This window comes from Bradyrhizobium sp. LB11.1 (assembly GCF_040549385.1).
Lineage (GTDB): Bacteria > Pseudomonadota > Alphaproteobacteria > Rhizobiales > Xanthobacteraceae > Bradyrhizobium.
On sequence record NZ_JBEPTH010000006.1, the window covers coordinates 72097 to 96591 of the forward strand.

General features: G+C 63.7%; 25 protein-coding genes. 9 read left to right on the forward strand and 16 right to left on the reverse strand.

What is annotated here, in order from left to right:
* Positions 1–11 precede the first annotated feature (11 nt).
* On the reverse strand, positions 12–329 hold the full coding sequence (locus ABIA96_RS17320) for a DUF2849 domain-containing protein (protein ID WP_247500134.1): 318 nt from the start codon (positions 327–329) through the stop codon (positions 12–14).
* Positions 326–1762, reverse strand: coding sequence for a siroheme synthase CysG (gene cysG, locus ABIA96_RS17325; RefSeq protein WP_354138262.1), 1437 nt, complete (start codon positions 1760–1762; stop codon positions 326–328). Before cysG ends, ABIA96_RS17320 begins: the two co-directional genes overlap by 4 nt.
* Before the next feature lie 245 nt (positions 1763–2007).
* Between cysG and cysD the strand changes: the two genes are divergently transcribed.
* The 3 genes from cysD (at position 2008) to ABIA96_RS17340 (ending at position 7218) form a co-directional block, all read left to right on the forward strand.
* Complete coding sequence (gene cysD / locus ABIA96_RS17330) at positions 2008–2802, forward strand: sulfate adenylyltransferase subunit CysD (protein ID WP_354138614.1); 795 nt, start codon at positions 2008–2010, stop codon at positions 2800–2802.
* A gap of 19 nt (positions 2803–2821) precedes the next feature.
* Entirely contained in the window at positions 2822–4759 is a 1938-nt protein-coding gene (gene cysC / locus ABIA96_RS17335; protein WP_354138263.1) for an adenylyl-sulfate kinase, read from the forward strand.
* Between the two features lie 293 nt (positions 4760–5052).
* A complete protein-coding gene (locus ABIA96_RS17340; protein ID WP_354138264.1) occupies positions 5053–7218 on the forward strand; it encodes a malate synthase G in 2166 nt (721 codons plus the stop codon).
* A 158-nt stretch (positions 7219–7376) separates the two neighbouring features.
* Here the strand turns inward: ABIA96_RS17340 and ABIA96_RS17345 are convergent, their stop codons facing one another.
* Positions 7377–7532 carry a Thivi_2564 family membrane protein gene (locus ABIA96_RS17345; protein ID WP_084292245.1) on the reverse strand — a complete coding sequence of 52 codons (156 nt, stop codon included), beginning with the start codon at positions 7530–7532 and terminating at the stop codon, positions 7377–7379.
* Between the two features lie 274 nt (positions 7533–7806).
* Here ABIA96_RS17345 and ABIA96_RS17350 point away from each other — a divergent pair, with 274 nt between their 5' ends.
* Entirely contained in the window at positions 7807–9900 is a 2094-nt protein-coding gene (locus ABIA96_RS17350) for a methyl-accepting chemotaxis protein (RefSeq protein ID WP_354138265.1), read from the forward strand.
* 10 nt (positions 9901–9910) lie between these two features.
* Here the strand turns inward: ABIA96_RS17350 and ABIA96_RS17355 are convergent, their stop codons facing one another.
* Together ABIA96_RS17355 and ABIA96_RS17360 are read right to left on the reverse strand one after the other, a co-directional pair.
* Positions 9911–10564: a DUF2865 domain-containing protein gene (locus tag ABIA96_RS17355; protein ID WP_354138266.1), complete on the reverse strand. Its 654-nt coding sequence runs from the start codon at positions 10562–10564 to the stop codon at positions 9911–9913.
* A gap of 17 nt (positions 10565–10581) precedes the next feature.
* On the reverse strand, positions 10582–11352 hold the full coding sequence (locus ABIA96_RS17360; RefSeq protein ID WP_354138267.1) for a L,D-transpeptidase: 771 nt from the start codon (positions 11350–11352) through the stop codon (positions 10582–10584).
* Positions 11353–11559: 207 nt separating this feature from the next.
* On the opposite strand from ABIA96_RS17360, the gene ABIA96_RS17365 reads away from it, so the two are divergent.
* The 5 genes from ABIA96_RS17365 to ABIA96_RS17385 all read left to right on the forward strand — a co-directional run bounded on the left by ABIA96_RS17365 (position 11560) and on the right by ABIA96_RS17385 (position 15696).
* Positions 11560–12672 (forward strand): AI-2E family transporter, encoded by a 1113-nt coding sequence (locus tag ABIA96_RS17365; RefSeq protein WP_354138268.1) that lies wholly within the window; start codon positions 11560–11562, stop codon positions 12670–12672.
* A gap of 79 nt (positions 12673–12751) precedes the next feature.
* Positions 12752–13123 carry an ElaB/YgaM/YqjD family protein gene (locus ABIA96_RS17370; protein WP_354138269.1) on the forward strand — a complete coding sequence of 124 codons (372 nt, stop codon included), beginning with the start codon at positions 12752–12754 and terminating at the stop codon, positions 13121–13123.
* 90 nt (positions 13124–13213) lie between these two features.
* Entirely contained in the window at positions 13214–13666 is a 453-nt protein-coding gene (locus tag ABIA96_RS17375; RefSeq protein WP_354138270.1) for a hypothetical protein, read from the forward strand.
* A 189-nt stretch (positions 13667–13855) separates the two neighbouring features.
* Positions 13856–14998: an OpgC domain-containing protein gene (locus ABIA96_RS17380; RefSeq protein WP_354138271.1), complete on the forward strand. Its 1143-nt coding sequence runs from the start codon at positions 13856–13858 to the stop codon at positions 14996–14998.
* A gap of 89 nt (positions 14999–15087) precedes the next feature.
* Positions 15088–15696 carry a TetR/AcrR family transcriptional regulator gene (locus tag ABIA96_RS17385; protein ID WP_354138272.1) on the forward strand — a complete coding sequence of 203 codons (609 nt, stop codon included), beginning with the start codon at positions 15088–15090 and terminating at the stop codon, positions 15694–15696.
* Between the two features lie 2 nt (positions 15697–15698).
* Here the strand turns inward: ABIA96_RS17385 and ABIA96_RS17390 are convergent, their stop codons facing one another.
* The 11 genes from ABIA96_RS17390 to urtE form a co-directional block, all read right to left on the reverse strand.
* Entirely contained in the window at positions 15699–17357 is a 1659-nt protein-coding gene (locus ABIA96_RS17390; RefSeq protein WP_354138273.1) for a CHASE domain-containing protein, read from the reverse strand.
* A gap of 314 nt (positions 17358–17671) precedes the next feature.
* Positions 17672–18295: an urease accessory protein UreG gene (gene ureG, locus ABIA96_RS17395; protein ID WP_354138274.1), complete on the reverse strand. Its 624-nt coding sequence runs from the start codon at positions 18293–18295 to the stop codon at positions 17672–17674.
* A 38-nt stretch (positions 18296–18333) separates the two neighbouring features.
* Positions 18334–19062: an urease accessory protein UreF gene (locus ABIA96_RS17400; protein ID WP_354138615.1), complete on the reverse strand. Its 729-nt coding sequence runs from the start codon at positions 19060–19062 to the stop codon at positions 18334–18336.
* Positions 19043–19684, reverse strand: a complete 642-nt coding sequence (locus ABIA96_RS17405) for an urease accessory protein UreE (RefSeq protein ID WP_354138275.1) — start codon at positions 19682–19684, stop codon at positions 19043–19045. The genes ABIA96_RS17400 and ABIA96_RS17405 overlap by 20 nt, the downstream gene beginning before the upstream one ends.
* Positions 19685–19695: 11 nt before the next feature.
* Positions 19696–19995 (reverse strand): putative quinol monooxygenase, encoded by a 300-nt coding sequence (locus ABIA96_RS17410; RefSeq protein WP_354138276.1) that lies wholly within the window; start codon positions 19993–19995, stop codon positions 19696–19698.
* Positions 19996–20016: 21 nt separating this feature from the next.
* Positions 20017–20316, reverse strand: a complete 300-nt coding sequence (locus ABIA96_RS17415) for a putative quinol monooxygenase (RefSeq protein ID WP_354138277.1) — start codon at positions 20314–20316, stop codon at positions 20017–20019.
* Positions 20317–20456: 140 nt separating this feature from the next.
* On the reverse strand, positions 20457–22172 hold the full coding sequence (ureC, locus tag ABIA96_RS17420; protein ID WP_354138278.1) for an urease subunit alpha: 1716 nt from the start codon (positions 22170–22172) through the stop codon (positions 20457–20459).
* Between the two features lie 69 nt (positions 22173–22241).
* Positions 22242–22547: an urease subunit beta gene (locus ABIA96_RS17425; RefSeq protein WP_354138279.1), complete on the reverse strand. Its 306-nt coding sequence runs from the start codon at positions 22545–22547 to the stop codon at positions 22242–22244.
* An 11-nt stretch (positions 22548–22558) separates the two neighbouring features.
* Positions 22559–22861: an urease subunit gamma gene (locus ABIA96_RS17430; RefSeq protein WP_354138280.1), complete on the reverse strand. Its 303-nt coding sequence runs from the start codon at positions 22859–22861 to the stop codon at positions 22559–22561.
* Between the two features lie 40 nt (positions 22862–22901).
* The gene (locus ABIA96_RS17435; protein WP_354138281.1) at positions 22902–23744 is read right to left on the reverse strand and encodes an urease accessory protein UreD; all 843 of its coding nucleotides are present in this window, start codon (positions 23742–23744) and stop codon (positions 22902–22904) included.
* Between the two features lie 54 nt (positions 23745–23798).
* The gene (urtE, locus tag ABIA96_RS17440; protein WP_354138282.1) at positions 23799–24494 is read right to left on the reverse strand and encodes an urea ABC transporter ATP-binding subunit UrtE; all 696 of its coding nucleotides are present in this window, start codon (positions 24492–24494) and stop codon (positions 23799–23801) included.
* Position 24495 lies beyond the last annotated feature (1 nt).

Sequence of the window (24495 nt, forward strand, 5' to 3'; positions counted from 1 at the left end):
AAGAGAATGCCTTAAGCCTGGACCGGCTGTCCGATGGTCACCCCGGTGCGGCGGATCTGTTCGCGCAGATTGCCGGGTTCGATCTTGCCGTCTGCGCCGACCTGCACCGGAGCGATATAGGGACCAATCGCGCCGACGTCATCGGCAACCGACTCCGCAAGCAACGCCTTCGCCTCGTCCGAGTTGCGCACGATCGCGGCTTCCGAGAGGTCCGCGGACCAGCTCTTGGCGGCGGTGCGGTAAACCACGATGCCGTCCCAGGTCCGGTTGGCCGTCACGACCGAGGGGCCGGCGATTTTGATCTTCTTCTGTTCAAGCGGGGAGGTCATTCGGCTGCATCCAATAAGTCAGAGATGGTTTGAGTTGAGTTTTTCTTGGGGGCTTGATGGCTAAGCGAACCGGCATGCCGGACCACGTCGCCGATGATGAGAATGGCGGGACCGCCATTGGTCCGCTTCACGAGCTCGGGCAGATCGCGCAGCGTGCCGATCGCGCCTTCCGCGTCGGGACGCGTGACCCGGGCGAACACGCCGACCGGCGTCTCCGGCGAACGGCCGGCGGCAAACAATCCGGCGCGAATGGCGGGCGCAGCGCTCATGCCCATGTAGACCACGACGGTCATCTTGGCATCGGTCAGCGTCGACCAGTCGACGGCTTCTGCGTCGCGGGCCTTGTGCGCGGTGAGGAAGGTGATGCGAGTCGCTTCGTGACGGTAAGTGAGTGGCACCTCGAAATCGGCGGCGCCGCCGAGGCCTGCGGTGATGCCGGGGATGATCGAATAGGCGATGCCGGCGGCGCGCAACGCTTCCACCTCTTCGCCGCCGCGGCCGAACACGAAGGGATCGCCGCCCTTCAGCCGCACGACGCGCTGGCCTGATAGCGCGGCCTCGATCATGCGCTTGTTGATGGCGTCCTGGCCGATGCCGGGCTTGCCGACACGGCGGCCAACAGCAACGCGCGTAGTGTCGCGGCGGATGCGGTCGAGAATTTCGGGCGAGACCAGCTCATCGTGGAAGACGATGTCGGCATCCTGCAACGCGCGCAGCGCCTTGATGGTCAGGAGATCGGGATCGCCGGGGCCAGCGCCGACCAGTGCGACCGAGCCTTCGGGCTTGTCGGCACGCGCGAACGCGGACGGATCGACAATGGCCTTGAGCGCTGTGTCTGCCTCGCCCTTGCGGCCGGCCAACACGGCGGCGCCGATCGGACCGTCGATGACGCGTTCCCAGAAGCGGCGGCGCAGCGGAAACTCGGCAATGCGCTCGTTGATGGACTTGCGGAAGCCGCCGATGAACTCAGCGAGTTCGCCGATGCGCGCCGGCAGCAGCGCCTCGATCTTCTCGCGCACGCGCCGCGCCACGACCGGCGAGGTTCCACCGGTACCAACCGCGACCACGACATCGCCGCGATCGACGATCGCCGGGAAGATGAAACTGGAATGTTCGAGATCGTCCATGACGTTGACGGGCAGACCGAGCGACTTCGCCCGCGCCGCCATCGCCACACCGACATCGCCCGCGCCCGCGCAGACAATGGCGATGACGCCGGCAAGATCGGCCGTAAGCGGATCGCCCGTCGCGATGTCGATACGGGCCGCATCCTCGGAGCTCGGACCCAGATCCTGATTGCCGTCGATCGGATGCACACGAATGCGCGCACCGGCAGCGGCGAGCACGCGCAATTTTGCGCGCAAAAGCTCACCCGCGCCGATGAGGACCACCGGGCCGTTACTGAGATCGAGGAACACCGGCAAGAACCGCATGCGATACTCGCTTCCCCCACATCCGGGGTTGACTGGAATTATTTTCTATATATGTGTCGTTTCGAGCGCGCAAAGAGAAAATTTTTTCTTCTCTTCTGCACTGCAACTATAGAATTTTCGCCTCCAAACGCAAAGTGGCAGAGATGCATCTTCTCAAGGACGATTCCGTAGCAAATGGACCGAGCAGCCCTGCGCTGGCCGAGCGCGTGCCCGCGAAAGAATTTTCTGCTGACCTTGCCCCGAGCATGGACCATCTCGACCAGCTCGAAGCCCAGAGCATCTACATCTTCCGCGAGGCCTTCGCCCGTCTGAAGAAGATCGCCCTGCTGTGGTCGCTCGGCAAGGACTCCAACGTCATGATCTGGCTGGCGCGCAAGGCGTTCCTTGGCCGCCTGCCGTTCCCGGCCCTCCATGTCGACACCGGCAAGAAGTTTCCGGAGATGTACCGGTTCCGCGATCATTACGGGAAAGAATGGGAGCTCGATTTGCGCGTCGAGCCCTGCCCGCCCATCGATGCCGTCGACCCAACGCTGCCGCCGGCCGCCCGTTCCGCCGCGCGCAAGACCGAAGGCCTCAAGATGGCGCTGGCCAAATACGGCTTTGACGGCCTGATCGCCGGCATCCGCCGCGACGAGGAGGCCACGCGCGCCAAGGAGCGCGTGTTCTCGCCGCGCGGTCTGGAAGGCAATTGGGACGTGCGCGACCAGCCGCCGGAGTTCTGGGATCATTTCAACGCGTCGCCGCCGCAGGGCGCGCACTTACGCATCCACCCGATCCTGCATTGGACCGAGTCCGACATCTGGGCGTACACCAAGCGCGAGAACATCCCGATCATCCCGCTCTACCTCTCGCAAAACGGCAAGCGCTATCGCTCGCTGGGCGATCAGGACATCACCAATCCGGTCGCTTCGACGGCGTCGAACATCGACGAGATCCTGATCGAGCTGGAGCAGACCAAGGTGCCGGAGCGTGCGGGACGCGCGCTCGACCACGAGACCGAGGACGCTTTCGAGCGCCTGCGCGTCGCCGGCTATCTCTGATCAAGGACGCGAGCGTCGCATGAACATGATCGTCACCCCCGCTTCGCCTGCCACGCCGAACGGCACCACATCGATGCCAAATGGCACGACGCGACCTCAAGTGCGCATCGTCATTGTCGGCCATGTCGACCACGGCAAGTCGACGCTGGTCGGCCGCCTCCTGCATGAGACCGGCAGCCTGCCCGACGGCAAGCTGGAAATGCTCAAAGCCGTCAGTGCGCGGCGCGGCATGCCGTTCGAATGGTCGTTCCTGCTCGACGCGCTCCAGACCGAACGTGACCAGGGCATCACCATCGACACCACGCAGATCCGCTTCCGCACCAATTCGCGCGACATCGTCCTGATCGACGCGCCCGGCCACGCTGAATTTTTGCGCAACATGATCACCGGCGCCTCGCAGGCCGATGGCGCGGTGCTGATCATCGATGCGCTCGAAGGCGTACGCGACCAGACCCGCCGTCACGGCTATCTCCTGCATCTGCTCGGCGTGAAGCAGGTCGCTGTTGTCGTCAACAAGATGGACCGCGTCGATTTCTCGGACCTGCGCTTCAAGGAGATCAGCGACGAGATCTCTGCACACCTCAATGGCCTCGGCGTGACGCCGGCCGCAATCATCCCGATTTCCGCGCGCGACGGCGACGGCGTCGCCGAACGCACCGATCGTATCGGTTGGTACAAGGGGCCGACCGTGGTCGAGGCGCTCGACCGGCTCGAGCCGGCGCGGCCGCTGGAAGCGCTGGCGCTGCGCCTGCCGGTGCAGGCAATCTACAAGTTTGACGACCGCCGCATCGTGGCCGGCCGCATCGAATCCGGCAGCCTGATTGCCGGTGACGAGATCGTGATCATGCCCGCCGGCAAGATCGCGAAGATCAAGACGGTCGAGAACTGGCCGGCGACGCCGGTCGCGGGAAGGCAGGGCGCCGGTCGCTCGGTCGGCATCACGCTCGACCGCGAATTGTTCATCGAGCGCGGCGACATCATCGCGCACGCCAACGCCGCTCCGCGCGAGACGCGGCGGCTGCGCGCGCGCATCTTCTGGCTGCACGACAAGCCGCTCGCGAAGGGCGACCAGCTCCTGGTCCGCTGCGGGCCGAAGGAAAGCCGCGCCACCGTGGTTGCCATCGAGAAGGCGGTCGATCCGGGCGAGCTCGAGAGCCGCGAGAACAAGGCGATCGGACGCAACCATGTCGGCGAGATCGACATTTCGCTTTCGAGCCCGATTGCTACCGATCCCTACACCGAGAATCCGCGCACCGGCCGTCTCGTCATCGAGGTGTCCGGGCGCATCGCCGGCGGCGGTCTCGTGCTGTCGGTCGATGCCGGCCAGCGTGCCGTGCCGGTCGATATCGTTCCGGTCGAGTCCGCGCTGCGGCCGGACGAGCGCTCCGCGCGCTATCGCCATCACGGCGCGGTGGTCTGGCTCACCGGCCTTCCCGCCTCCGGCAAGTCGACGCTGGCGAAGGCGCTGGAACGGCGGCTGTTCACCAATGGCGGCTCGCCGATCCTGCTCGACGGCGACACTGTGCGTGCCGGACTCAACAGCGATCTCGGTTTTTCCACCGCCGACCGCAGCGAGAACATTCGCAGGCTTGCCGAAGTCGCAACACATCTCGCCCGCAACGGCCACATCGCGATCGTCGCGGCGGTCTCGCCCGCCCGCGAGGATCGCGCCACCGCACGCCGCATCGCCGACACCGCGTTCCGCGAGATCCATGTCGCGACACCGGCCGAGGTCTGCGAAGAGCGTGATCCCAAGGGCCACTACAAGAAAGCCCGCGCCGGCGCGCTGGCCTCGTTCACCGGCATCGGCAACGACTACGAGCAGCCCGAAGCCGCCGAGCTCGTGATCGACACGGCGGCACGGACGGTTGCCGAGGCGGCAGACGAGATCGAGCAGATGCTGAAGTCATCGGGCGTGTTGTTCGACGAACTCGTGGATCTCGCCGCGAATATTTGAGGCTATCCTATTTCCCGCTGCCGTCGCCCGGCTGGACCGGGCGACCCAGTATTCCAGAGACAGCGTTGGGATACGGAGAAGCCCCGGCGTACTGGATTCCCCGCCTTCGCGGGGAATGACACCGGTGTGCGCCGCTCCACCTCACCTTGACATTTTGACAACCCGCTGGGGGTCTTCTCACCGCCCCGATTTTGGGGCTAATAGAGCCCCGAAAGCGGCCCCGCGTGGGCGCATTTTGCTGCTGTCGAGTCAAAAGCAGCCAAAAACAGCCATTTCCAACAAGAAAGACCATCATGAAACGCGTCGACGCCCACGGATTGAAGATCGCCCCCGTCCTTTTCGATTTCATCGCCAAGGAAGCCGCCCCGAAAACGGGGATCGCGCCGGATGCGTTCTGGGCCGGGGTGGCAGGCATCATCAAGGAGCTGGGTCCGAAGAACCGGTCGCTGCTCGCCTTCCGTGACTCACTGCAGGCCAAGATCGACGACTGGCACCGCGCCAACAAGGGCAAGGCGTTCGACCTCGACGCCTACACCGCCTTCCTGAAGGAGATCGGCTATCTCGTCCCGGAGCCCGCGACGCAGAAGGTCGAGACCACGAACGTCGACGATGAAATCGGCAAGATCTGCGGTCCGCAGCTGGTCGTGCCGCTCACCAACGCACGCTACGCGCTGAACGCCGCGAATGCGCGCTGGGGCTCGCTCTACGACGCCTTCTACGGCACCGACGCGATCCCGCACGATCCGTCCGAGAGCGGCAAGGGCTACAACAAGGCGCGCGGCGACAAGGTGATCGCCAAGGCGAAGGCCTTCCTCGACGCCGCCGTCCCGCTCGCGACCGGCAGCCACACCGACGTCACCGCCTACAGCATCGTCGCAGGACAGCTCGCGGTGAAGCTGAAGAGCGGCAACGCCACCGCTCTGAAGAACGCCGCGCAGTTCGCGGGCTTCCAGGGCGATGCGGCCGCACCGAGCGCGGTGCTGCTCGTCAACAACGGCATGCATGTCGAAGTGAAGATCGACCGCAGCAGCGCGATCGGCAAAGACGATCCGGCCGGCGTCGCCGACATGGTCATGGAATCCGCGGTCTCTACCATCCTGGACATGGAAGACTCGGTCGCGGCGGTCGATGCCGAAGACAAGGTGCTGGTCTATCGCAACACGCTCGGCTTGATGAACGGCAAGCTCTCGGCCGACTTTGAAAAGGGCGGGAAGACGCTGACGCGCTCGCTCAACGCCGACCGCAGCTACAAGACGCCAGACGACAACGGCGAGGTCAAGCTGCACGGCCGCAGCCTGCTGCTGTTGCGCAATTGCGGACACCACATGTTCACCGATGCGGTGTTGGACGAGAAGGGCGAGGAAATCCCCGAAGGTCTGCTCGATGCCGCTGTCTCGGGCCTGCTTGCCATGCATGACTTGAAGGGCAACTCAGAGGTCAAGAACAGCCGCACGGGATCTGCCTATATCGTCAAGCCGAAAATGCACGGCCCGGACGAGGTGTCGTTCACCTGCGAGACTTTTGACCGCGTCGAGAAGATGCTCGGGCTGCCGGAGAACACGCTCAAGGTCGGCATCATGGACGAGGAGCGGCGCACCACCGTCAACCTCAAGGCCTGCATCCAGCGCGCCTCCAAGCGCATCATGTTCATCAACACCGGCTTCCTCGACCGCACCGGCGACGAGATCCACACCTCGATGGAAGCGGGTCCGATGATCCGCAAGAACGAGATGAAGGCGCAGGCCTGGATCAAGGCCTATGAAGACTGGAACGTCGACATGGGCCTGATCGATGGCCTGCCCGGCCATGCCCAGATCGGCAAAGGCATGTGGGCTGCGCCGGACAAGATGGCGGACATGCTGCAACAGAAGCTCGCCCATCCGCAGGCCGGCGCCACCACCGCCTGGGTGCCCTCGCCGACCGCGGCAACGCTGCACGCGCTGCACTACCACCAGGTCAACGTGACCGCGCGCCAGCAGGAGCTGACCAAGGGCGGCCCGCGCGCAAAACTCTCGGACATCCTCACCATTCCGGTGTCGAAGTCGAACTGGGCGCCCGACGACGTCAAGCAGGAGATCGACAACAACTGTCAGGGCATTCTGGGTTATGTCGTGCGCTGGATCGACCAGGGCGTCGGCTGCTCCAAGGTGCCTGACATTCACGATGTCGGCCTGATGGAAGACCGCGCCACCTTGCGCATCTCCAGCCAGCATCTCGCCAACTGGCTGCACCAGGGCGTGATCACCGAAGCGCAGGTGATGGAATCGCTCAAGCGCATGGCCGTCGTCGTCGACAAGCAGAATGCGGGCGATGCGATCTACAAGCCGATGGCGCCCGCCTTCGACGGCACAGCCTTCAGGGCCGCCTGCGACCTCATCTTCAAGGGACGCGAGCAGCCGAACGGCTACACCGAATACATCCTCACCGCGCGCCGCCGGGAGGCGAAAGCGGCGGGCTGAGCCCGGTTATTCGAACACCAAAAGCCCCGGCTCGCCGGGGCTTTTTTGTTGGGCACAAGTAGCCTGATGGAGCGAAGCGCAATCCGGGACCGGCGTTGCTTCGGGCAAGAGCCGGACTTCTCTTCGCCCCACCCGGGCTACGAGACCCAATCGTCCCGCTAAAACACCGCGAGATATTTCAGCAGCGACACGATGCCGATGATGATGACGACGACGCGCGCGATCTGCTTGGCGCGACCGTCCATCGGCAGCATGTTGATAAGATAAAGAACGAGGATGATGACGAGAAAGGTGACGAGTACGCCGACCAACATTGCAAGGCCCCCTTCAGGCAAATTGCTACCGGCATCCCAACGTCCATCTCTCGTGCTGGTTCCACTCAGGCAACCCGTTGCAACTTCTAGTAAATACGTACTTCTACCGGCAGGCCGTCTGCTTAAAACTTTACCCTTTTCGTTTCAGATATCGAAACCGTACGGCCGACGTGTCGCGAACGGTATGTAATTGCCGATGCTGCCGCCCCCCTTTTTCTCGATTCTGCCGGGGGCGTCTCTGCCGAACTTCGAAATAGGAATTTGGGGGACTTCGATGCTCAATCGTCTGACCGTGTCCGCGCTGCTGAAGGCAGTGGTTGCGATCACGTCGATCTGCGTGGTGATCGCACTGTCGCTCACCGCCTACGAGTCCTGGGACCGCCTCAAGACCGCCAACCGCATCTCGGCGATCGCCGACGCCTCCGCCGATCTGTTCAAGGCGATGCACAATCTGCGCACCGATCGCTCGACCACCTCGCGGCTGCTGAACGCCACCGAGCCGATGGACTCCGAGATCGAGAAGTATCTGCGCGCGCTACGTGATGCGCAGATGCCAGCAATGGCACGCGCGCTCGAGCTGTTGCCGAGCATGGACTTCCCACGATCCGGCACACTGGTGCCGGATCTCGCGCGCCTCAACAAACTGTTGATCGATGAGCAGAAGGAGTTCTGGGAGAGCGTGGCCAAGCCGAAGGACAAGCGTCGCGCGGGCTTGACCAAGGAGTATATGGAGACCACGCAAGGCCTGCTCGACGTCCTCGATAATCTTGGGAACACGCTGGCCGCGACCGTCAACCACCAGGACGCCGAGATTGACCAGCTGCTGTCGATCAAGCAGAACGCCTGGCTGCTGCGCAACACGGCCGGAGAGGCCTCGCTGATCGTCTCAATGGGGCTTGCCGCCGGCAAGATCACGCCGGAGGGCCGCTACAACTATACCCAATATGTCGGCGGCACGAGCGCGATGTGGAAGGCGCTGGAACTGTCGACCTCGGGCATGCAATTGCCGCCGGTGCTCGCCTCCGCCATGGCCGCGGCCAAGACCGCCTATTTCGAGCCGCAATATCTGACATTGCGTGACCGCCTCGCGGACACGCTGGCCAAGGGCGAGAAGGCCGAGATGACCGCCAACCAATGGAGCCCGCTCACGGTCGGCCGCATGGCGAGCGCGGTCGCGGTAGCCGAAGGCGCCCTCGACGCGGCACGAGCTCATACGCTGGATCAGCGCGGCGCCGCGCAGCGCGCGCTGACCGTGCAGCTGGTGCTGCTGGCGCTTGCCATCGCCCTGGCCGTCGGCGCGATCATGCTGGTCAGCCGCCGCGTCATCACTCCGCTCAACACCATTCGCGACGCGATGCTCAAGGTTGCCGGCGGCGATCTCGGCGTTGACAGCGGCTATCTCGATCGCAACGACGAGATCGGCGCGCTTGCCGGCGCGCTGGAAACCTTCAAGCAGCAAGCGATCGACAAGCTCAAGATCGAGGAGCAGGAGCGCGAGCGCAATGCCGGCGCGGCCGCACGGCAGCGCGCGGTCGAAGCCTATGTCGGGGAGTTCGAGGGCACAGTGCGCAAGACGCTCGGCGAGTTGAATGATGCGTCGGGGCAGATGCGCAAGACTTCGGTCGATCTCTCCGCTGTGTCGCGCCAGACCAATGAACGCGTCGAGGTCGCCGGCAAGGCCTCCAACGACGCCTCCACCAGCGTCGAGAGCGTCGCGGCAGCCGCCGAGGAGCTTTCGGCCTCGATCAATGATATCAGCCAGCAGGCGGCGCATGCCGCGGGCATCGCCAGCCGCGCCGTCAATCAGGCACGCGAGACCGACGGCACCGTGCAGGGCCTTGCGCAATCCGCAGGCCGCATCGGCGAGGTCGTCGGCCTCATCAACACGATCGCGGCGCAGACCAATCTGCTTGCGCTCAACGCCACGATCGAGGCCGCGCGCGCGGGCGAAGCCGGTCGTGGCTTTGCGGTCGTCGCCTCTGAGGTGAAATCGCTGGCGAGCCAGACAGCGAAGGCGACCGAGGAGATTTCGGAACAGATCGCTGACATCCAGAAGGTCGCGGGGGATGCCATCAACGCGATCCAGGCCATCGGCGGCATCATCGGCGAGGTCAATGAAGTCGCCACCGCGATCGCGGCCGCCGTGCAGGAGCAGGGCGCGGCCACGCAGGAGATCACGCGCAGCACGCAATATGCCGCTCAAGGCACCAAAAACGTGTCCGACAACATCACTGGCGTGAAAGCGAATGCGGACGCTGCAGCCTCGGCTGCGGACAATGTGAAGAGCGCCTCCGAGATGCTGGAGACCCAGAGCAACCAGCTTGGCGATCAGGTCAGCGATTTTCTGGGCAAGATCCGCGCAGCGTAGGGCACGCCGCCTACTCCTTCGCCACCACCGGCACCTGGTGGAATTTGGCGCGTACCTTGTCCGGCAACGGCGAGAAGTTCATCGCGACACCGCGGCGATTGTTGGCATTGCGGTTGGCGACGACGAGGCCGTCGCTACCCGCAACGATATCGCCCTTGCGCAAGGTCGGATCGTCCTCAGCCTTGAGCGACGCGAGACCCACCGGGTCGTTGCCGTTGCAGGTGCATCCGGAAACGATCTCCTTGCGATAGCGGAAGGCGTTCGGCAGGTCGGAATAGGACTTGCCGCTGTCGGTCGTGGCGTCGTCGATATTGCTGCCGTAGACCAGCGAAGTCTCTGACGTCGGGCAGAAGCTCTTGCAGGATTGCGCCTTGCTCTCGGCGTCAGTGCCTTGCGCCGGGAAATAACGCCCGTCACAGCCGCGCACGCAATAGGCCGTGCCGCCGCCATAGGACGCACGCTGGCGCGGCGCATCGTAGCGCGGCATGTCGTCGTTCGGGAACGGCATGCGAATCTCAGGCGTGGACCGGGCCCGGAAGCCTCCGAACAGCGCCGAGAAGAAGTCCTCCGCATGGGCCGGAGGCGCCAGCGCGAGGCCGAGGGCAGCGATCGTGACGAACGCAGCCGTTCCGCAAGCCAATTTGCTGATCGAACGTCTCATCATGTGACCTCACTCACCTCCTAGTCCACCGACGACGTCGAGACATTCAACGCCTGGCGCCCAGAGTGCAGCGTCGTCACGGCGGGCCGCTTGCGCACGGGATCACCGCCTCTCGCCATCAGCGGCGCATTCTTCGGCAGAACCACGACCTTCGCGCCGACGCTGACGCGGTTAAACAGATCGGAGACGTCCTCATTGGTGAGGCGGATGCAGCCGGAGGAGACGAACTTGCCGATCGTGGTGGGATCATTGGTGCCGTGGATACGGTATTCGCTGGAGCCGAGGTACATCGCGCGCGCACCGAGCGGATTGCCGGGGCCGCCGGCAACAAAGCGCGGCAGATAAGGCTGCCGCGCGATCATCTCTGCCGGCGGATGCCAATCCGGCCATTCCGCTTTGCGGGTGATGCTCTGCACGCCCGCCCAGGTAAATCCTTCGCGGCCGACGCCGACGCCGTAACGCATGGCGCGCCCGTTACCGAGCACATAGTAGAGATAGGTGTTGGCGGTATCGATGACGATGGTGCCGGCCGGCTCGTTGCGATCGAAGCTCACGATCTGCCGGCGCAGCCGATCCGGCAGCGCCGCGTCCTCATCTTCGGCTTGCGGGGCATCGGTGGTGTAGCCCTGCGAATAAGTCTGGCCCTGCGGATATGTCTGCGGCTGCATTGGCGCATAGCCAGGCGTTTGCGCCTGAGCCGCGAACGGCACGGTCAGTAAAGCTGTCGCAAAGGCAAAAGCGGTGACGACGCGCGGCGAGAAGCTGCGACGAACTTCAGAGGACTTTGTCATGTGCTGCCCCGTGGGATGCGTGCATCTTGGTGATGCGGCTTCCCAACAAACGCAGTGAGGCCGACTCAAGTTCCGCGCTCGTTTGATGCAGACACGTCACAGTCAAGCGAGCACAACTTCACGAAGCCGCGATGGAACCCCGGCGCCCCCGGGGCGTTTTCCCATCATCAATGGGCGCGCGGAGGCTTCCGTGCGGGGAGAGAGATCGTGCGCGTCCATCCCAGTGAATGTCTGATTTCCGGCAAAGACGAGGGTACTCCGCTTCCCGACAGCCATACCGAACTGCCGCCGGTGATCCGGCGCACCGAGTTCGTTGCCTTTGCGCTCGCCGGTCTGCTCCTGATCGCAATTGTCGCGGTGCTTTATGTCGCCAAGGCGTTCTTCCTACCGGTCGTGATGGCTATCGTCGCCGGCACCATGCTGTCGCCGGCCGCGACCTTTCTGGAAAAGCGGCGAGTGCCGCGTTCAGTCGGCGCCGTTCTGATCGTGGTCGCAGTAACCGCGCTGGTCGCGTTCGTGTTCGCGCTGATTGCCGCACCTGCCATGGAATGGAGTTCGCGCCTGCCCGAGCTGGGTGCGCAGCTCAAGGACAAGATGCACGTCTTTGACCGCCCCCTGGCGCTGTGGCGAGAGCTTCAAACCATGGTGGGTGGCTCCGAAGGGCTGCCGAGCCTCCAGTTGCCCAAATTCGAATGGGTGCAGCCGACACTGGAATTCCTGTCGCCGACCTTCGCCGAATTCCTGCTGTTTTTCGCGACCTTGATCCTGTTCATCGCGAGCTGGCGCGATTTGCGGCGGGCGATGATCATGAATTTTGGCGAACGCGATGCGCGACTGCGCACGCTGCGGATCCTCAACGAGATCGAGGTCCATCTCGGCAGTTACCTCCTGACCGTGACCATCATCAACGTCGGCGTGGGCATCGCGGCCGGCCTCGTCTGCGCGGTCACGGGCATGCCCAATCCAGCCGGCCTCGGCGCGCTCGCGGCGACGCTCAACTTTATCCCGATCATCGGGCCGGTCGCCATGTTCGTCGTGCTGGCCGTGGTCGGCGTCGTGGCCTTCCCGACCATCGGCGGCGGTCTGGTCGCTGCGATCGCCTTCGGCGGCATCACCTTCCTGGAAGGGCACTTCGTCACACCGACCATCATCGGCCGCAGGCTGGCACTAAATGCGTTGGCCGTCTTCATCGCCCTCGCCTTCTGGACCTGGTTATGGGGGCCGATGGGCGCATTTTTGTCGTCTCCACTGCTGATCGTCGGGCTGATCCTGAAGGAGCATCTGCTGCCGGAGAATTCGCCGCAGCTGCCGCAGGCATGACGGCTGCCGCAAACGGAACTTACCCGAAGACGAAACGTTTTCCGGCTATCTCCGCCGCCCACAGTTTTGGAGCCCCTAGATGTCAATGACCAATGGCGAAACCGGGATGAGAGACTGGACCGACAAAGCCACCGCAGAACGCCTCGAGAAGGATGTAGCAGCCGTGAAAAGCGATATCGCCGCCCTCACCGACCAGATCACTGACGCCCTCAACACATTCGCCAACGCCACGGGAAAACAGGCCCGGCGCGGTTACAAGCAGGCGCGCGACAACATGGATTCGACGCTCGACGACTTCTCGGAGCGCGGCAGCGCGATGATGGGCGCGGCGCAGGACGCCTATGGCTCGATCGAGGAGACGCTGGAAGACGCGATCACGCAGCGGCCGCTCGCGACCGTCGGCATCGCGCTCGGCATCGGCTTGCTGATCGGCATCGCCTGGCGCCGCTAGGACGCAGGATTGGGCTTAAGTTCACGACGGCCTCTGCCGCCGCGACCGGCTCGTGACGAATTGGCTTGTGGGGATCTGAGGAGCAAGATCGTGTTTCAGCGCATCATCGACGGCATCAGCGCATCGACAGGCACGACCATGCGGCTGACCTCGCTGGCGGCGGGCGCAGCGCTCGCGCTGTTCATCACTACATGCTTCCTCTGCGCGGCGGCCTTCATCGCGGTGCTGGAGAAATACGGCCCCGTGCAGGCCTGTCTTGCGGGCGCCGGCATCTTCTTCCTGCTGACGCTTGCCGCCGCTGGAAGCTATTGGGGCTACAAGCGGGAGATGCGGACACGCGCCCGCATCGCCGCCGAGCGCGCCGCGAAGGCGGCCCCGAGCATGCTGGCCGATCCCATGCTGCTCGCCACGGGCCTGCAGATCGTGCGCGCCATCGGCGTCAAGCGGCTGTTGCCGATCCTGGCCATCGGCGGCGTCGCTCTCGGAATCATGGCAAGCCGCGCCGGCGGTGCGGATGAGACTTCGGCCGAGCCGGCCGAATAAGGATGGGACCAGATTAAGAAAGTTGCGCTGTCGGCCGGACGAGCAGGCTTGCGGGAATTCGGCAGCCCGCCTCTGCGCAATTTTTCGCCAGGCCCGGTGAATCCATCCTCCTTCACGCAAACGCTACTCGGATAGGGTGGCGGTTGCCGCTAAAAGCATCGCCCTGATTCCAACTGAAATAATTGGGCAATGAAGCCGTCTGTCAGGGCGAACCTCGCCGCATTCCACCACGACGCAAGGCTGTATTTGACGCTCGGCATTGCGACCTGGTCGGTGTTCGTCGACCACATCCCGAACAATGTCGTCAACCTGCTGACGCTGCGCAACTTCGGCTTCAGCGGCGCTGCCGACCTGTTCGTGTTCGTGGTCGGCTATGGCGTTGCCATCATCCACGGCAAGATGGCGCTGGAGCGCGGCTATGTCGTCGCCGCGACGCGCATCTTCCGCCGCGTCTGGCGGCTCTATGCCGCCTATGTCGTGCTGTTCGTGATCTATATCGACGCCATCGCCTATGTTGCCTCGCAATCCATGGCGCCGGAGATCATCAGCGAATACAATATCTCCGGTATTCTCGAGCACCCGCTGCGCATCCTGGTCCAGGGATTGGTGCTTCAGGAGGAACCGCTCAACCTCGACTTGCTGCAGCTGATGATTCCGCTGATGGCGTTCTTCCCGTTCGCGCTTTGGGGTCTGCTGCGCCGTCCGAACCTGACTCTGGCCGCATCGATCGCACTGTATCTCGCCGCACGCTGGTTCGGCTGGAATTTTCATACCTATCCCGACCAGGAATGGACCTTCAATCCGTTCTGCTGGCAGATGCTGATGGTGCTTGGCGGCTGGTTCGCCGTCACCGGCGCGTCAGGCCGTGCCTTGCTCGACCTGCCCTGGCTCCGCGTGCTGGCGGGCGCCTATCTCGTGTCTGCGATGGCCATCACGTTGATGCGCCATTCGCCGGTACTGTCCGCCTATTTGCCCGATGTCGTGCTCAACGGGATCTCTCCGACCGACAAGGAAAACCTCGCGCCCTATCGCGTGATCCATTTCCTCGCGCTCGCTTTCATCGCGACCCACCTCATCCCGCCCGACCATCCGGGGCTGCAATGGAAGCCGCTCCAGATGGTGATCAAATGCGGCGAGGAATGGCTCGCCGTGTTCTGCGTCGGCGTATTCCTGTCCTTCGCCGGGCATCTCATTTTGATCACCGGCGCCAATCTGGTGGTGATGCAGATCGGCGTGAGCCTCGCCGGTTTCGCGGCGATGACGGCGGTGGCCTATTATATCTCCTGGTCGCACCGTCAGGACTTGCCTGCCGCTTTGCGTCAGCAAGCCTAGCCCCGGACGTCGGGATTCCGCTAGGCCGACGGCTGCGACTGCGCTATGCCGAACGAAAGCGGCTTCGGCGCGAGGAGAGCTGTTTGGTCATGGCGAAAGGCACGAGCGATGCGGCCGAGGGCGCCCCCCGGCGCGGCCGGCCGCGCTCGATCGAGACCACCAACGCCATCCTTGAAAGCGCCTATGCGTTGATGGCGACCACCGACCTCGCTGCGACCACCATCGACGCCGTCGCGCGCCACTCCAACGTCTCCAAGATGACGATCTACAAATGGTGGCCGTCGCGGGAGGCGCTGCTGATCGACGCCTTCCTCCACCATGCCGCGCAAATGCTGCCACTGCCCCCGGTGAGCGCAGGCACGCCCGCGGCGCGCGCGCGCCGCCATGCGGCCACCTATGCCGAAGCCTTGCAAGGCGAGTTCGGCAAGGTGCAGCTTGCGGTCATCTCCGAATGCATCTCCAAGACCGGCTCGGCGGAGCTGTTCTATGTCCGCTACCTCCAATTCCGCCGCGACGCGCTGGTGGAGATGATCGCCACCGGCCAGCGCGACGGCAGCATTTTGGCCGAGGCTCCGGCGGAGGATCTCTACGACGCGATCTATGGCAGCCTGTTCTACCGCTATGTCTTCGGCATCGCGCCGATCACGCCGGCCTATGCGCGGAATCTCGTCGACCTGGTGTTGCGGCCGAAAGGCTAAAATTACCGCGAAGGCTTCACCGGTTGCGACAGCTTTTCCGTGCGATCGCGTTCGGTCATGTCCACGACCGTTTCCATTGGCGCGGTCAACTCGTAGACATAGGAGGCATCGGTGAAGTAGCGCTTGGCGGTGCCGCCGAGCGCTTCGGGCGCGACGCGATCGAGCAGGATCAGGCCGAAATCCGAATCCGGGCGACGCGTCGCCTCGCTGGTGTTGAACTCCTCCCAGCGGAAATGAAACACCGTCTCAGGCTCCTCGCCCGTCACCGTCCAATTCGCGGTGATGTGGGGATGCTTGCCGACCAGCGACAGACCTTCGTCCGAGTGCGAGGCCAGCTCGAAGAACAGCAGCGACAGGCTCTGCGCGGCGCGCGCGCTGACCGCGATGTCCGGGCCGCTGACGGCGATGCGATCGGCATGCGGAATAGCACGCGCCTCGAACAGGCCCTTCAGCTTGACGCCCTGCCACTGGCTCTCGCTGAGCAACGAAACCACGTTTGACATGGCGTGGATGCGGCCGATCAGGAGCTCGCGCGCGCCATCGATGTCCGCGCCGTGGCGCAAGGTGCGCGTCACGATCGACTGGATCACCGCGAGGATGTTCTTGACCCGGTGGTTGAGCTCGTCGATCACCGCCGTCAGCCGCCGTTCGAAGCCGATCCGCACCTGAATTTCGCGGCTGAGCCTTAGATTGTTGTAGGCGACATAGCCGAACAGGCCACACACCATTGCAGTGATAGCGAAGCCGATCGCCGCCACGATGATCGCGGTCTGCTCGGCGCGCCGTGCCGAATTGGTCTTGGCGTAATAGCCAAGCTGCCAGTCGCGGCCACCGAAGCTCACGATGCGCGTCGCCGAGGGCGGCGGCCCGTCCGGTGTCGTCATGCGGGTGGAGATGACGCCCTGGTCGTTGGCAACGAGTTCGCTGTTTTCCTTGCGCGGATCCTTGAGCGCGACGGAGAACAACGACAGATCGTCATTGGTCAACATCAGCGAGGCGAGTTCGTATGAAAACGTGATGAAGCCAACCGGCTCGGTGGCGCCCTCGGGAATGACGGGGGCCGCCACGATGATGCCGATCGGCCCATCCCCGCGGAGCAGCGGCACCGGATCGGAGGCAACCGACCGCTTCTCGACCCTGGCACGCGTCAGCATCGCGTTGCGAACCGGGTCGTTATCATAGCTGCGGCCCGGCAGGGCCTTGGTCTCGTCGCTGCGCGGCTCGAGGTCCATCAATACGTCGATCGGCTGGGTCAGGCTTGCCGGGTCGATCGGCTTGTCGTTGTAGTCGCGGATCTCAGGTTTCGGGAAGCCGGCGGCCGCGATGGCGGTCTGTGCCGCGGCGAGTTCGCTCGGCCGCAGTCGGGCGATCCACCCGGCCACCACGAAATCGGTCTTGAAGGCGTAGATCGCGGAGCGCAGCGGTTCCAGCATGTTGGGCTTCAGCACCGACGGCGCGCGGAACAGGCCTGAGGCGACACGCGCCAGCAGCTCACGCTCGGTCGACCTGTCCTGGACGAGGCTCGCATGAACGTCGATCGCGCGCGCCAACGCAATCCGGTCCAGCGCCAGCTCTTGGTCGTGGACACGATAGGCCGCCAGCCCGGAGAGCAACGCTCCGAGCAGTGCGATGAAGCCGATGATGAAACCCAGCCGGACCACGCGACTACTCAGGCGAAAGCAGGAGGTCGGCAATAAACACGGAGCATATCAACGCCGCTCGAACGGCCATGTGCCGAAACAGGGTGGAGCCCAGTGGCAGAGATAATGACGGAGGAGGCATCTGTACGCAACTTCGGTCGCCCAAAAAGCTTAATTCGCCCGGCCGATCGTCCGGCCAACAAAGGCTTTGCTCCGGGCACCGGAGGTAGATAATCGCCGTGTCCGAAATTTGTTCCGTTGATGCGGATCTGCCTCAAACGTTAACGGCGGAAAATGCCTGCGCCAAGTCGCCGCGGCCCGTCGGCCTGCCCGTTTCAATCCGCCCGCCTCAGTCCGCCTTTGGTCTCGATGAAGCCGACGATGCGGTCGAGCCCCTCGCTCTTCTTCAGGTTGGTCATGACGAAGGGACGCTCGCCACGCATGCGTCTGGCGTCCGTGTCCATCTTCTCGAGCGAGGCACCGACATGCGGCGCGAGGTCGATCTTGTTGATGACCAGAAGGTCGGAGCGGGTGATGCCGGGACCGCCCTTGGACGGGATCTTGTCGCCGGCGGCAACGTCGATGACGTAGATGGTGAGGTCGGCCAACTCCGGGGAAAAAGTGGCAGCGAGATTGTCACCGCCCGATTCGATCAGCACGAGGTCGAGCCCGGGGAATTTGGCGCGCATGTCCGCCACCGCGGCCAGATTCATCGAGGCGTCCTCGCGGATCGCGGTGTGCGGGCAGCCGCCGGTCTCGACGCCGGCGATGCGGTCCGGCGTCAGCGAGCCCGAGCGCACGAGGAATTCCGCATCCCATTTGGTGTAGATGTCGTTGGTGATCGCGGCGATGTCGTAGCGCTCACGCATGGTTTTGCAGAGCAGGTCCATCAACGCCGTCTTGCCCGATCCAACGGGGCCGCCAATGCCGACACGCAGGGGGCCGTGAGAAGTTGCCATGTAGTTGCTCTCTCTTGATCAGTTGAAGGCCGTACCGTTCACGAGCGAAACAGCCGCGTATATTGTGTCTCGTGCCGCAGGCTGGCGAGATCGGCGCGGAAGGTCGCGCTGCCGAGGTCGTCCAGTGTCGCCTTCAGCGCCCGATTTGCGGTGACGGCGACGGCGGCTTCCAATTTCACCAGCACGCGCTGGCTGTCGGTCTGGCCGAGCGGAACGAGCCGGCTTGCCGCCGAAATCCAGTTCGAGACCAACGCATGCAGAAAGGCGTGCAGCGTCGGCGCCAGCGGCACGCTGTGCAGCGCGGCGACGACGCCGACGGCGACGGGATAGACCAATGGTGTGCGGCATGCCGCGACCACGGCATCCAGACCCTCGGCATTCCATGCCGCGCGGGTGATGTCGATGAAGGCGCGGCCTTGCGAGGTCGTCTCAAGCTGCCGTTCGCGCGAGGGCACGAAGGCCGCTGCGAGTTCGGCAATATCATTCAAGGACGCATCTTGGCCGGCCTCGGCAGCGCGATAGGCGTGGACCAGAAACGTCGCATCGCAGAAGCCGGAGCCGTCGCCGAGCATGGCATCCAGCCAACCAGCCAACGTCGCGATGTCGGTGACGTCACCTGCTTCGACCGCCCATTCGATGCCGCTGGAATAGGAGAACCCGCCGACGGGAAACGCCGGCGACAGCCACGTCATCAGCCGGTACAGCGCCGCCGCCTCGCGTTCGGCGAGATCACCGGCACTGACCTGCTCATTTGTGGTCATGAGGATGCTTGTGGCCGTGGTGATGGTCGGGATGGTCGCAATGCTCGTCGTGATGATGGTGGTGATCATGCCCATGGTCATGCGCGGTATGGTCATGGCCGTGGTGGTCATGGCCCCGATCATCATCGTGATTGTGACCATGATCGTGGTGATCATGAGCATGATGCGCGTGGTCATCGTGGCCATGCGCATGGCCGGCCTCGGCATAGGCGCCGCGTTCGGGATCGAACGGCGCCTCGATCCCGACTACCCGCGCGCCAAGCCCCTTCACCATTGCCTCGATGACGTGGTCACGGCGAATGCGCAAGGCTTTGGCCATAAGTTGCGTCGGCAGATGGCGGTTGCCGAGATGCCAGGCAACGCGAATGAGATGGTGCGGGTCGTGGCCACGGATCTCGAGCAGCGGTTCGGGCGCCGCGACCACCTCGACCAGCCTTCCGTCCTCCAGCACCAGCGCATCACCACCGCGCAGCGCGACGGCATTCTCCAGGTCGAGCAGGAAATTAAGCCCCCGCGTTCCCGTCATCGCCATCCGGCGGCGGTGCCGATCGTCGAAATCGAGCACGACCGTATCCGCCGGCGTTTCCATGAAGCGGTGCTGTCCTTTAACTTGCGTCGCCCGGATCATGCGCTATGTCCTCAGAGCTTCTCGACCTTGGCGTCGCTGATGATCTCGATCACCGTCGGCGCGGTCTTCATCTGCGCGGAGTATTCGCGCCACACCTTCATGTGCGGCGCCCGACCGTGGGCGTTGAGGTCCTCACGGGTCTCCCAGCGCTCAACCACGACATAAGTATTGGGATTATTGACGCTGACATGGCCGTCATAGGAGAGACAGCCCTTCTCTTTGAGCGTCTCGACGGTGCAGGCCTTGTGCCCCTTGATGAAGTCGTCCTTGTTTTCCGGCTTCATATGGGTCGTGGCAACGACATAGATCATGGGGATGCTCCCTCTTCTTGGTTAGCGTACGTCGACCTTCTCGGGCGTGATCACCTCGATCTTCGGCGGCGCCGTGAAGCATTTCACCGCGACACGGCCGAACGTCTTCATATGCTCCTGGCCGCGATGCGGCACCAGCGCCTCGGCATTCTCCCACTGCTCCACGAACACCAGTTTGGAGGGATCGGTGACGCTCTCATGCAGATCGTAGGCGATATTGCCGGGTTCTTTCCGCGTCTCCTTGATGCAGGCGGTGGCGGCTGCAATGAATTCGGCGCGCGTTTCGGGCTTGATGGTCAGGGTGGCAACGACGTAGATCACGAGAAATCCTCCGGCTTTTCTTCTAAATGTCACGATACCGGGCGGGACATTAGACCAGCCGGGATTGAACGCAAAACCGGAAAAGCCGTCCCCGGACATGCAGTGAGGCATGCGCCGGGAACATGCGTTGAGGCGCTATTTCAGTACATGAAATATCGCTGCGCCATCGGCAGCACCTCGGCCGGGGCGCAGGTGAGCAGTTCGCCGTCGGCGCGCACCTCATAGGTCTCGGAATCGACCTCGATATTGGGCGTGGCGTCGTTGTGGATCATGCTCTTCTTCGAGATCTTGCTGCGGGTGTTCTGGACCGCATAGAGCTTCTTCTCGATGCCGAGTTTTCGCGCAAGGCCACCGGTGATGGCTGCCTTTGAAGTAAACACGACCGAGGACGCTGTGCGCGCCTTGCCGAAGGCGCCGAACATCGGCTGGTAATGCACCGGCTGCGGCGTCGGGATCGAAGCATTGGGGTCGCCCATGGGCGCTGCCACGATCATGCCGCCCTTGACGATGCAGTCCGGCTTGACGCCGAAGAAGGCCGGCGACCACAGCACGAGATCGGCGAGCTTACCCTTCTCCACCGACCCGATCAGCTTCGACACACCATGCGCAATCGCGGGGTTGATCGTGTATTTGGCGATATAGCGCTTCACGCGAAAGTTGTCGTTGTCCCTGCCCTTGTCCTGCGGCAGCGACCCGCGTTGCTTCTTCATCTTGTCGGCGGTCTGCCAGGTCCGGATGATGACCTCGCCGAGGCGGCCCATCGCCTGGGAATCCGACGACATCATCGAGAGCGCGCCGAGATCGTGCAGAATGTCCTCGGCCGCAATGGTCTCCTTGCGAATGCGGCTTTCCGCGAAGGCCAGATCTTCCGCGATCGAGGGATCGAGGTGGTGACACACCATCAGCATGTCGAGATGCTCGTCGATGGTGTTGCGGGTGAAAGGCCGGGTCGGGTTGGTCGAGGACGGCAGCACGTTCTTCAAGCCAGCGACCTTGATGATGTCAGGCGCGTGGCCGCCGCCGGCGCCTTCGGTGTGGAAGGCATGGATGGTGCGGCCCTTGAACGCCTTGATGGTGTCCTCGACGAATCCGGATTCGTTCAGCGTGTCGGAATGCAGCATGACCTGAACGTCATAGTCATCGGCAACCGAGAGGCAATTATCGATCGCGGACGGCGTGGTACCCCAATCCTCGTGCAGCTTCAGCGCGCAGGCGCCGGCCTTGATCATCTCGACCAGCGGTGCCGGTCGTGAGGCGTTGCCCTTGCCGGAAATGCCGAGATTGACCGGGAAGGCATCGAACGACTGGATCATCCGTCCCATGTGCCAGGGGCCCGGCGTGCAGGTGGTGGCGAAGGTGCCGTGCGAGGGGCCGGTGCCGCCGCCAAGCATCGAGGTGACGCCGCTCATCAGCGCATGCTCGATCTGCTGCGGACAGATGAAATGGATGTGGCTGTCGAAGCCGCCAGCGGTGAGGATTTTTCCCTCACCCGCGATCACGTCGGTGCCGGGGCCGATGATGATGGTCACGCTCGGCTGGATGTCGGGATTGCCGGCCTTGCCGATCGCCGAAATCATGCCCTCCTTGATGGCGACGTCGGCTTTCACGATGCCCCAGTGATCGACGATCAGCGCGTTGGTGATGACGGTATCGGCCGCGCCCTGCTTGTTGGTGACCTGTGACTGGCCCATGCCGTCGCGGATCACCTTGCCGCCACCGAACTTCACCTCCTCGCCGTAGGTGGTGAAATCCTTCTCCACCTCGATGATGAGATCGGTGTCGGCCAGCCGCACCTTGTCGCCGGTGGTCGGACCGAACATATCGGCATAGACGGAACGCTTCATCTTGACGGACATCACAAGCCCCGTTTGGGTTTGAATTTCTAAGGCGCAGACACACGGCGCCGCATCAGTAAGCGTATGCGCCTACAGCTTGCCCACCACCTCGCCGCGAAAACCGTAAATCGTCTTCTTCCCGGCCACGGCGACGAGTTGGACGTCGCGGGTCTGGCCCGGTTCGAAGCGGACGGCGGTGCCGGCGGCGATGTCGAGGCGCATGCCGCGGGACTTCTTGCGGTCGAACTTCAGCGCCGGGTTGGTCTCGAAGAAATGGTAGTGCGAGCCGACCTGGATCGGGCGGTCGCCGGTGTTGGCCACCGTCAGCGTCACGGTCTTGCGGCCGGCATTGAGCTCGATCTCGCCGTCCTGAATGAAGAGTTCGCCGGGGATCATGCGTCTTACTCCTATCGGATCGGTTCGTGCACGGTGACAAGTTTTGTGCCGTCAGGGAAGGTCGCCTCGACCTGGATGTCGTGGATCATTTCGGGGATGCCCGGCATCACCTGGTCGCGGGTGAGCACCTGTGCGCCGGATTGCATCAGCTCGGCGACGGTGCGGCCGTCGCGCGCGCCCTCGATGATGAAATCGGAGATGATGGCGATCGCCTCGGGATGATTGAGCTTGACGCCGCGGTCGAGCCTGCGGCGCGCCACGATGGCCGCCATCGAGATCAGAAGCTTGTCCTTTTCGCGGGGAGACAGGTTCATGAAGAATCTCTTCCGTTCAACTCGTCAATTCAGCCGGCCATCAATTCAGCCAGAGTCGCGGCAGCGCCGCGCCGGTGCGCGCCAGCACGGCCATCATGTCGGCGCGCAAACGCGCCGCATCTTGGGCACAGAACCGCGCCACTGCAAAGCCATTCCAGGCCGAAACTCCGACTTCGCCGGCGAAAGATTCCGATGCCTCGCGAATGCGTTCGATCAGCGCCTCGTCACCGGGAACGATCAGCGCCGTGCCGATCGCGGCACCGCCTTTGGCAACGGCGGATCGTCCAAGTTTTGCGCCGATATTGCCGTCTAGCCTGACCGTCTCGGCGAACACGAGTCTGCCGCCGCGTCGCAGCCGCCAGCGATCGACGAACTCGCCCTGCTCCACCCGCTCGCCCATGGCGGTACGGCCGAATACGACAATTTCACAAAGCAGGAGCGATGAGGCATCATCGAGTTCGATATCGAAGCGGCGATGAACCCGGGCGCGATCAAACAGGATCGTCTCCTGAGGCAGCCAGCCGAGATGCGCGCCAGCGGCGGCCTTCAAGGAGATGTTGAGCTGCGCAGCAGCGCCGGGCGCGCGATAGACCTTTTCGGCGGCGGCCGTGGTCAGCGTCAAGCGCGCAGCATCAGTGGCCGATATCTCGATATCGAAACGATCGCCGCCAGCAACACCGCCAGCCGTGTTGACGAACACGCCGGACAGGCCATCATCCTCCGGCGAGGGAAAGCGCACCCGGAGCGAACCGGATTCATGCAAGGTGCCACGCCGCGTCACGCCGTCGCGGGCGTGCACGTCGAAGCGCACAGCGCCGCGGGCACGATTGGCTTCGAACACCGAAGATCTCGCCAAAGATGTTACCAGGGCGTCGCTGCGCATCCGTGTCCCCCAGCCGGCCGCGGCAGGATTTTTTGTAGCCTACAATTTCCCGGCTTACAGCGCCATCTGGCGGCTGATCTCGCTGGCGTCGAGATTGGAGCGGTCGCACGTAAACTTTACCGCGCCGCGATCCATCACCGCAAAACTGTCGCCGAGTTCGCAGGCAAAGTCGAGGTATTGTTCGACCAGCACGATGGCGATGCTGCCGAGATTGCGCAGATAGGAAATGGCCCGGCCAATGTCTTTGATGATCGAGGGCTGGATACCCTCAGTCGGCTCGTCGAGGAGCAACAGTTTCGGCCGCATCACCAGCGCGCGTCCGATCGCGAGCTGCTGCTGCTGACCGCCGGAGAGATCGCCGCCGCGCCGGCCGAGCATGGACTCCAGCACGGGAAACAGCGAAAACACGTCGTCCGGGATATGCTTGTCCTCGCGCTTGAGCGGGCCGAAGCCGGTCTTGAGGTTTTCCTCGACCGTCAGCAGCGGAAAGATCTCGCGGCCCTGCGGCACGAAGCCGATGCCCTTGCGCGCCCGCTCGTAAGGCTTGAGGCCGGTGATGTCGCGGCCGTCGAACACGATCGCGCCCGAGGAGATCGGATATTGACCGACCATGGCGCGCAACAGCGAGGTCTTGCCAACGCCGTTACGCCCGAGCACGCACGTCACCTTGCCCGGCTCGGCCGCGATCGACACACCACGCAGCGCCTGCGCCGCACCGTAGAATAGGTTGATGTCCTTGACCTCAAGCATC